The following is a 7,923-nucleotide window of genomic DNA, read 5'->3' as shown; positions in this document are numbered from 1 at the left end:
TTGCGGGGGCCATTGTGGGGCTATGGCCCGGTTGGGGTGTCTGGTCGTGGGGGGGCTATTACATCCCCCCCCGGGTCGGGCGGCCTCCCGTGGGGGCGAATGAATTCGCCCCCACAGAGCGGCTCCTCGCTCAGCCTTTCACGCACACCACCTGGCGCAGGGTGTGGACCACCTCCACCAGGTCGGACTGGGCGGCCATCACCGCGTCGATGTCCTTGTAGGCCATCGGGATCTCGTCGATCACATCCTTGTCCTTGCGGCACTCCACGCCTTCGGTGGCGCGCACCTGGTCGGCGACGGTGAAGCGCTTTTTGGCCTGGGTGCGGCTCATCGTGCGGCCGGCGCCGTGGCTGCAGGAGCAGAAAGCTTCCTCGTTGCCGAGGCCGCGCACGATGTAGCTGCGTGCGCCCATCGAGCCGGGGATGATGCCCAGCTGGCCCTTGTGGGCGGCGACGGCGCCCTTGCGGGTGACCAGCACCTCGCGGCCGAAATGGCTTTCCCGCTGCACGTAGTTGTGGTGGCAGTTCACCGCTTCCACGTCGGCGGTGAAGGGCTTCGGAATCTCCTTGCGGGCCGCGGCTACGACCGCCTGCATCATCAGAGCCCGGTTGCGGCGCGCGTAGTCCTGGGCCCAGCCGACCGCCTCCACGTAGTCGTCGAAATGGCGGCTGCCCTCGGTGAAGTAGGCCAGGTCCCGGTCCGGCAGGTTGGCGATGTGCTGGCGCATGTCTTCCTGGGCCAACTGGATGAACAGGTTGCCGATCGCGTTGCCGACACCCCGCGAGCCGGAATGCAGCATGAACCACACGTGGCCGGCCTCGTCCACGCAGACTTCGATGAAGTGGTTGCCGGTGCCCAGCGTGCCCAGATGCAGGCGGTTGTTGGTGCGCGCCAGCGTCGGGTACTTGGCGACGAGGCGGTCGAAGCCCCGGGCCAGTTCGCGCCACATGGCATCCACCGCCGGCGGAGCCTCCTGCCAGGCACCCGTGTCGCGCCGCCCGAAGGTCTTGCCGTGGGGCACTGCGGCCTCGATGGCGGAGCGCAGGCGGTGCAGGTTGTCCGGCAAGTCGGCGGCGGTCAGGCTGCTGCGCGCAGCGATCATGCCGCAGCCGATGTCCACGCCCACCGCCGCCGGAATGATCGCGCCGACGGTGGGGATCACGCTGCCTATCGTCGAGCCCTTGCCCAGGTGCACGTCGGGCATCACCGCCAGGTGCTTGAAGATGAAGGGCAGCTTGGCGGTGTTCATCAGCTGCTGGCGCGCCTCGTCCTCAACCGGGACGCCGCGTGTCCACAGCTTGATCGGCGCGCCGCCGGGGACGTCGAGAATGTCGTGGGGGCTCATGGCCGGATTATGGCCGGCCCCCGTCGATCAGAACACCACGTCGTAGGTGGCGGTCAGCAGCCGCGCGTTGCCGAAGCGGTTGAAGCCATCCACGGTGTAGTTGGGGCCGCTGCGGTCCTTCTGGAAGTCGAGCTGCACCTTGACGGCGCTGGAGGTGGTCAGGTCGTAGCGCAGGGTGAGGGACTCGGTGCGATGGGCTTCCTGGCCGTCCGGATCGGCGCCGGCGGAAATCTCGGCCTGGCTGCGGTAGTTGGACACAGTGACCATCGGCGTCCATTTGCCGAGGCGGTAGCCGACGCCGAGGATCTGCGCGCGGTCGGTGTAGCCCATCACGTCGTTGTGGGCGATGCGGATGAACTCGCTGCGCACCAGCACGTTCTCGTAATCGACGTTGAAGCTCACGCCGTAGATCTGCTGCTTGCCGGCCGGCGAGCTGAAGGACGTGTCGGCGTCGATGTAGCTGCCGAAGGTCGGCGAGCTGGGATCAGCGTCGAGGGAGCCGCTGACGTTCTTCTGGCGGACCTTGGACTGCAGATAGACGACGCGCGTCTCGAACCAGTCCTTGGTGAGGGTCAGGTCGCCGCCGACGATGTTGTCCCAGCGCACGTCGGTGCGGTTGTTGCGGCCGCGGTAGACCTTCCAGTAGCCGCTGCGGTCCTTGGCCTCGTAGCCGGCGAGCAGGTTGGCGTTGGCGTCCCAGCCGCTCCACTGGCCGCGGTAGGCCAGGTTGACGCCGTTGTAGTTGACCGCCTCCCAGCCGTACAGCTGCGGCGGCAGGTGGGTCCACGGCAGGGCCACGCCGATGTCCTGGGTGTCCGAGTAGTAGAACATCGGGATGCGCTTGCGGCCGGCCTGCAGCGTGAAGCTGTCGTTCACCTTGAAGCTGGCGTACAGCCATTCGAGGTTGATGGCCCCTTCACGGGCGCCGCGGGACACCAGTTGGCCGGTGACCGAGAAGCGCCGGTCGGGGAAGGTGGCGACGCCCTGCACGCCGACCTTGGAGTCGGGCTTCCACTGCACGCCGCCCTTGCCTTCATAGACGCCGCCCTGGGCGTAGTCGGAAATGAAAACTGGCTTCTTGAAGTCGCTGACGGTGCCCGGGGTGCCGCCCAGCATGTGGCCGAGGCCGAGGGTCATGAAACCGGAGCCGGCGAAGTCGACGCCGCCCACTTCGACGGCCGAGGCCGGCGCGCTTGCGCACAGCAGTGCCGCCACGGACAGGGCCGCGGCGCAGGGGATGTTACGGAAAGACATGGAACCTCCAGATGCGAATTCGGTAAGGGACGCGGCGCGGCCTCAGTGGACGGTCAGGACGACCTTGACGGTGGCGTCGGCAGCGGCCTTCTCGACGTAGCCGATGCCGCCGGGGGCGGCCGCGACGGCTTTCTTGACCGCCGCGCTGTTGGCCGCCTCGGGGGGCGGCGTGCCCTTGCCGGTGAAGGCCAGCTTGGACCAGTAGGCCTTGGCCTGGGCGGCGGACTTGCCGGTCATCTTGGTGTAGAACTCGTCGCGCAGCGGGCTCGCCTCGGGCTGGTCCTGCGGGGCGGCGGCAGCGCCGCCGGGCAGGCTGGCGGCCTTGCCGAGGAACACGTCGGCAACCTGCTCCTTGGTCATCGCATCGGGGCCGCCCTTGCCGACGATCACCACCATTTCGGCTGCGGCGCCGTGGGCGGCAAGAACGCCCAGCAGGCACAGGCCCGTCTGCAGCTTGCGCTGCAATCCGTCTAGAAACATGACACTCCCTTGTTTGCTTTGTTGTTGCCCGCGCGGGCGGGCTGGATGCTGAAATTGATGTTCTTCTGAGGCTGCCACCGCAGTCGCCTGTCAGCGGGGTGCCGCACTCCGGCTGGGCGCGCGATCCGGCTCGTACGCGGCGCCGCCGCTGAAACTGAAGCTGGCCATGATGTCGGTGAGCCGGCTGGTCACGTCGCGTAGTTCCTCGCCGATGGTGGCGGTGGTTTCGACCTTGGTGGCGCTCTCGCGCAGCGTCGAGAAGAGGGTCTCGGTGGTCGATTCGAGCAGCGAGAAGCGGTCGAGCTGCTGGTGGCTGGACGACGCGATGCCCTGGATGGCCTGCGCCGAATCGACCGCGTTGCTGGCCATGCCTTCGATGGAGCCGCTGGTCTTGTGCGCCTCGTCCTGGGTCAGGGCGACCTGCTGGACGACATTGTTCATCGTCTCCGTCACCTGCTGGACCTTGGTGGACAGCTGGTCGATGATCAGGCCGACCTCGCTGGCCGAGGTGGTGGTGCGTTCGGCCAGCTTGCGTACCTCGTCGGCCACCACCGCGAAGCCGCGTCCCTGCTCGCCGGCACGGGCCGCCTCAATGGCCGCGTTGAGGGCCAGCAGATTGGTCTGCGCGGCAATGTCCTTGATGGTGTTGACGATGGAATGGATCTGGCGGGCCGACGCTTCCAGTTCGAGGATCTCGCCGGCGGCCCGGCTGACCTGCTCGGTGGTCTGCTGCATCGAGTCAATGTTCTGGCGCACGCTGGCCAACCCGTCGCGGGACAGGGCTTCGACCACCGAGGCGCGTTCGGAGGCCTGACTGGCCTGGCTGCGCACTTCGGCGGAGATCTGGTGCAGCTGCAACATGGCGCCGGACACTTCGTCGGAGCGGCTGCCCTGCTGGCGGCTGACGCCAGAGATCTCGTTGGAAATTTTGGAAATCTGGTGGGCCGACTGGCCCATGTGGCGGCTGCACTCCTCGATCTCGCGCAGGATGCCGGCCAGCCGGTCGCGCATGGTCTTGATCGCGAACAGCAGGCTGCTGCGGTCGTCACGGCGGATCTGCACGTCCACGCCCAGCTGGCCTTCCGAGATGCGGCGGGCGATTTCCGCCGCGTAGGCGGGTTCGCCACCCATCTGGCGCAGGATACTGACCGTTACCAGGGCACCGAGGACCAGCACCGCCAGTGTCGCCGCGACGCCCACCCCGAGCATGCCCTGCTGGGCCAGTTCGGTGGATTGTTCCGCCGATTCGGTCTGGCTGGCGACATTGCGGGCGTTGATGTCCACCAGCTGCATCAGGTTTTTCTCGGCGGCCAGGTAAGGCTTCCGCTGGGCGCCGCCGAGCAGGTAGTACTTCTGGAACAGTTCCTTCTGGCGCGCCGCATCGTGGTTGGCAGCGAGGGCTCGGATCAGCTCGATGATGTCCTGGTCCACCTTCTTCCAGGCCGTCCATTCCTTCACGAAGGCCTGCCACAGGGCTTCTTCCTCTGCGCTGCGGGGAATCGCCTCGTAGCGTTTCCACACCCCTTCGACGGTGGCCCACAAGGCCTGCTTGTCGCGGGCGATGGCTTCGAACTGGTCTTGCGCGTCGGGATCGCTTTCCCACAGCGCGACTTCATACGTGCTCGACTTGAGTGCGACCTGGACTTCCCGCAGGCCCTGGATGGCGATGACTGCCGGCAGGCGTTTGCGGCCGAGCTCCTTGACGCCGCTGACCCCCTCGCGAATGCCCATCAGGCCGCTCAGGACGGCGATGACCAGGGCCACGATGGCCACGGCCCCGAGCGTCAGCAGTTTCTGACGCAGACTCATTCGTGCAAGCATCGTATTGTTCTTTCTATGTTGTCGGCGTGCCTGTCGCTACGTGGCGAATTCCTGTCCCCTACAGGAATCTGCGGCCGGATCACCTGCCGCAACGTCACTGCCCGGCGCTTTTTCGGCAGCGCAACTGCCACCTTTAGCATTTCCTTCATATTTATCGGAAATTCACGCGGCCCCGGAATATGCCCCAGGGCAGTCCTTGCGGTGTTGACGCAGGTCGTGTTGGCGGGATGCGGCCAGTCGTAAAGTAAGCGCTGGTCCGCTCCCGCCCGGTGCGCCTGCGATGAAGATCCATCAACTGTCCGTTTCCGATGCCCTCGCCAGCGTGCGCAGTGCGGCACAGGGGCTGGACGCGGCCGAGGCGGCGGCACGGCTGGCCGAATACGGCCCGAACCGGGTCGAGCCGCTGGCGGGCGAGCCGGCCTGGCTGCGCCTGCTGAAGGAATTCACGCACCTGTTCTCGATCATCCTGTGGGTCGCCGCTGGTCTGGCCTTCCTGGCCGACTGGTTCGACCCGAGCCAGGACATGGCCCGCGTCGGCTGGGCGGTGGTGATGGTGATCCTGGTGTCCGGGCTGTTCTCCTTCTGGCAGGAGCTGCGCGTCGAGCGCACGCTGGCGGCGCTGCAGGGCCTGTTGCCGCAGCAGGTGGACGTGCTGCGCGGCGGGCAGCTGGCCCGCGAGCCGGCCGAAAACCTGGTGCCCGGCGACGTGATCGTCCTCGCCCAAGGCGACAACGTGCCGGCCGACTGCCGCCTCATCGAAGCCTTCGGCCTGCGCCTCAACCGCGCCACGGTGACCGGCGAGTCGCGCCCGCGCAGCTGCGAGCCGGGGCCGTCCGCCGAGGAGCAGGCTTTCGACGCACGCAACATCCTGCTGGCCGTGACTTCCGTGGTGGCCGGGCAGGGGCGGGCGGTGGTCTATGCGACCGGCGCGCACACCGAGTTCGGGCGCATCGCCCACCTGACCCAGTCCGGTGCTGGCGGCGACTCCCCGCTGCGCCGGGAGATCGCCCGCCTCAGCCGCAGCATCGCGCTGCTGGCGCTGGCCATGGGAGCCGGCTTCTTCGCGGTTGGGCGCGTCACCGGCGTGCCTTTCTGGCGCGACACCATTCTGTCCCTCGGCATCATCATCGCGCTGGTGCCGGAAGGCCTGCTGCCGACGCTGACCTTGTCGCTGGTGCTGGCAGCCCAGCGCCTGGCGCGGCGCAATGTGCTGATCCGCCACCTGCCGTCAGTGGAAACGCTGGGTTCGGTGACGGTCATCTGCACCGACAAGACCGGCACCCTGACCGAGAACCGCATGCGGGTCGAGCGCCTGTACCTCGGTGGGCAGATCGTGCCGCTGGCTGGGCTGACGCCTGGACAGGTGGCGGAACATGCCTTGTTCTTCCGCGTGGCACGCTGGTGCAACGATCTGGGCGAAAGCCGCGCGGCGGGCACGCCGGCCTTCGATGGCGATCCGCTGGAGGTTGCGCTGGCCGAGCTTGCGGAACGCCACGCATCGCAGCCCGCGGCGCCGCCGCGCAGCGACGAATGGCCCTTCGACTCGGAGCGCATGCGCCAGTCGGTGCTGTTCGATGCGCCGGAAGGTTGCCTGCTGGTCTGCAAGGGGGCACTCGAAAGCGTGCTGCCGCGCTGTTCGATGATTCACACGGCCGCGGGCGGGCAGCCCCTCGACGATGCCGTCCGCGCCACCATCCAGCGCGCCCAGGAGGCCCTGGCCGGCGACGGCCTGCGGGTTATCGCGCTGGCCTTCCGCCGGCCGCCGGCGGATTGCCCGCGGGACGCGATGGAGAGCCAGCTCGTCTTTGCGGGCCTGGCTGGCATTGCCGATCCGCCACGGGCCGACGTGGACAGCGCCATCGCCACCTGCCACGCGGCGGGCATCAAGGTGATCATGGTGACCGGCGACCATCCGTCCACCGGCCTGGCCATCGCGCGGCGCATCGGCCTGGTGCGCGGCGATGCGCCGCGGGTGATCACCGGCGCCGAGCTGCGCCGCCTGCACCGGGCCCAGCTGCAGCTGGCCCTCGATGCGCCGGAGATCCTGTTCGCCCGCGTTGCCGCCGACCAGAAGCTGCGGATCGTCGAGGCTCTGAAGGCCAAGGGCCAGGTGGTGGCGGTGACCGGCGACGGCGTCAATGATGCGCCGGCCCTGCGCGCCGCCCACATTGGCATCGCCATGGGGCGCAGTGGGACCGACGTGGCCAAGGAGGCCGCCGACATGGTGCTGCTCGACGACCACTTCGCCAGCATCGTGAATGCCATCGAGGAAGGCCGTGCGGTGTTCCAGAACATCCGCAAGTTCCTCACCTACGTGCTGGTGCACAACGTGGCCGAGCTGGTGCCGACGCTGGCCTTCGCGCTGTTCCGCATCCCGCTGCCGTTGACGCCGGTGCAGGCGCTGGCGGTGGACATGGGGACCGACTCGCTGACCGCGCTGGGCCTTGGCGTCGAACGCGGCGACCCGCTGCTGATGCAGCGCCCGCCACGCACCCGCAGGGAACGTCTGCTGAGCCTGGCGGTGGCGCTGCGCGCCTACCTGTTCCTCGGCCTGTTCGAGGCGGCGGCGGTGCTGGCGGTGTTCTTCCAGGTCCTGCACAGCGGCGGGTGGACCTACGGCGTCGAACTGCCGGCGGGCAGCCTGCTGTATCGCCAGGCCACCACCGCCAGTCTGGCGGCCATCGTGCTGCTGCAGATCGTCAACGTCTTCCTGTGCCGCAGCGCGGTTCGTTCGGCGTGGGCCACCGGGCTCGGTGGCAACCCGCTGATCCTGGGGGGCGTGGCGCTGGAGATCGGCCTGCTGGCGCTGATCGCCTACACGCCGTGGGGCAACACGCTGTTCGGCACCGCGCCGTTGCCGTGGCCGGTGTGGCTGGATCTGCTGCCCTGGGCCGCCGGCATGCTGGTGGTGGAGGAGGTCCGCAAGTTCGTGGTCCGCCGCCGGCTGGCGGGGTGGGCGCGACGATGAGCGGAATCTCTGTGTGGGCGAATTCATTCGCCCCTACAGGCCCAGCCTACAGGCT

At 68.2% G+C, this 7,923-nt stretch carries 5 protein-coding genes; 1 reads left to right on the top strand and 4 read right to left on the bottom strand.

The window, feature by feature from the left end; all coding sequences use genetic code 11:
• Positions 1 to 130: 130 nt before the first annotated feature.
• From ACE3RX_RS03555 to ACE3RX_RS03540, 4 genes are all read right to left on the bottom strand, one after another.
• Positions 131 to 1,345: an RtcB family protein gene (locus ACE3RX_RS03555; RefSeq protein ID WP_374480383.1), complete on the bottom strand. Its 1,215-nt coding sequence runs from the start codon at positions 1,343 to 1,345 to the stop codon at positions 131 to 133.
• Between the two features lie 27 nt (positions 1,346 to 1,372).
• Positions 1,373 to 2,599: a hypothetical protein gene (locus ACE3RX_RS03550; RefSeq protein ID WP_374480381.1), complete on the bottom strand. Its 1,227-nt coding sequence runs from the start codon at positions 2,597 to 2,599 to the stop codon at positions 1,373 to 1,375.
• 42 nt (positions 2,600 to 2,641) lie between these two features.
• Complete coding sequence (locus tag ACE3RX_RS03545) at positions 2,642 to 3,079, bottom strand: hypothetical protein (RefSeq protein WP_374480379.1); 438 nt, start codon at positions 3,077 to 3,079, stop codon at positions 2,642 to 2,644.
• A gap of 90 nt (positions 3,080 to 3,169) precedes the next feature.
• On the bottom strand, positions 3,170 to 4,888 hold the full coding sequence (locus ACE3RX_RS03540) for a methyl-accepting chemotaxis protein (protein WP_374480377.1): 1,719 nt from the start codon (positions 4,886 to 4,888) through the stop codon (positions 3,170 to 3,172).
• Between the two features lie 292 nt (positions 4,889 to 5,180).
• Here ACE3RX_RS03540 and ACE3RX_RS03535 point away from each other — a divergent pair, with 292 nt between their 5' ends.
• Positions 5,181 to 7,868: a cation-translocating P-type ATPase gene (locus ACE3RX_RS03535; protein WP_374480375.1), complete on the top strand. Its 2,688-nt coding sequence runs from the start codon at positions 5,181 to 5,183 to the stop codon at positions 7,866 to 7,868.
• The last annotated feature ends 55 nt before the right edge of the window (positions 7,869 to 7,923 follow it).

The organism is Zoogloea sp. (assembly GCF_041914405.1).
Classification (GTDB): Bacteria; Pseudomonadota; Gammaproteobacteria; order Burkholderiales; family Rhodocyclaceae; genus Zoogloea.
The sequence above is the reverse complement of the archived record's forward strand: the minus strand, read 5'-3'. Positions and strand labels throughout refer to the sequence as shown.